The sequence below is a fragment of the Xanthobacter sp. BG11Y11_SDJG genome (assembly GCF_057364445.1).
In genome coordinates, this window is sequence record NZ_JBNFNU010000708.1 from 1 (window position 1) to 1,167 (window position 1,167).

The following is a 1,167-nucleotide window of genomic DNA, read 5'->3' on the forward strand; positions in this document are numbered from 1 at the left end:
AAGGGGCGGCCGGCCTTCCCCCCGGCTTCGTTCTGCCCGCGGCGCTCGCCGGTTGCGCCATCGGCCCGCTGCGGCCGATCGCGCCGGGGTGCGCATGGGACGGGTCGGCGTGCCCGGCGATCCCAAGGCGAACGTGATGCTGCTGGACATCGGCGCCGGCCGCGGCATCCCCGACCACACCCATGCGGGCCTGGAATTCACCCAGGTGCTGCATGGCGCCTATCACGACCATCGCGGGCGCTATGTCGCCGGCGACCTCGTGGAGGTGGACGGCGAGGTCGATCACGCCCCGGTGGTCGACGCGGACGGCCCCTGCGTCTGTCTCGTCGCCGTGGACGGCGCGCTGCGCTTTCGCGGGCTGCTGGGCGTGCTGCTGCGACCGTTCGTGTGAGCGTTCAGAAGGTGGAGCGCGTGACGCCGCGCTTCACCGCCTGCAGAGCGGCGGTGAGGTCATCCGCCAGCGCCCCCTTCTGCTCCGGCCCGAGGAAGCGGCCGACAGGCACGGTGGACCGCCCGCTCACCAGCGCCACGTCCTGGGTGCCGTGGTCCTCGTCGTCCTCGCGCCAGATGCGGGTCCAGAACGGGTTGAGGCGGATGGTGCGCTCCCGACCCTTCACCGGCACGCGCCGCACCTCCACCACGCTCGGCGTGACGCGGATGTATTCGCGCGCCTTGGCGGAGCGGAAATTGGCGCGGAAGGCGACATAGATGATGAGCACGTCGAGGCCGAAGAAGCCGAAGATCGGCCACGCCCCCATGGCCAGGAAGACGAGGCCGGCGACGAAGCTCACCGCGCCCACGGCCGCCATGACGGTCAGGAAGCCGCGCTGGCTCAGCGAGCGGTGCGGCGCCAGCGTCACGGCATAGATCTCCGGCTCGTCGAGCAGGACGGCCGGCGCGTGCGCATCCGCTCGCAGGTCTGTGGCTTCGCTTCGGCTGGCATCGGTCATGGCTGCTCAGTATACGGGAAAAATGCCGCACAAGACCAAAGCGCCATCCCTTCCCGTCGCCGACGCCCCCAAGCGGGCCGCGTCCGCCGGCGCCGACACGGCCAAGGCCAAGGCCACGGCATCGGCAACGGCAACGGCAACGACCAAGGCGGGAAAGACGCCGGCGCTCTCTGCGCAGGCCAAGCCGCACCAGCGCGCCGCCGGCAAGGCGGCGGCG

The 1,167-nt window shown here is 71.6% G+C and carries 3 protein-coding genes; 2 read left to right on the forward strand and 1 reads right to left on the reverse strand.

Translation table 11 applies throughout. The features are described from left to right. Positions 1-94 precede the first annotated feature (94 nt). Positions 95-391 (forward strand): cupin domain-containing protein, encoded by a 297-nt coding sequence (locus AC2W7M_RS25945; protein WP_486136020.1) that lies wholly within the window; start codon positions 95-97, stop codon positions 389-391. 4 nt (positions 392-395) lie between these two features. Here AC2W7M_RS25945 and AC2W7M_RS25950 read toward each other — a convergent pair whose 3' ends face one another. Beyond that, entirely contained in the window at positions 396-950 is a 555-nt protein-coding gene (locus AC2W7M_RS25950) for a DUF2244 domain-containing protein (protein WP_486136021.1), read from the reverse strand. Positions 951-972: 22 nt separating this feature from the next. Here AC2W7M_RS25950 and AC2W7M_RS25955 point away from each other — a divergent pair. Continuing rightward, the coding region (locus tag AC2W7M_RS25955) for a hypothetical protein (protein ID WP_486136023.1) at positions 973-1,167 on the forward strand (195 nt) is incomplete at its 3' end.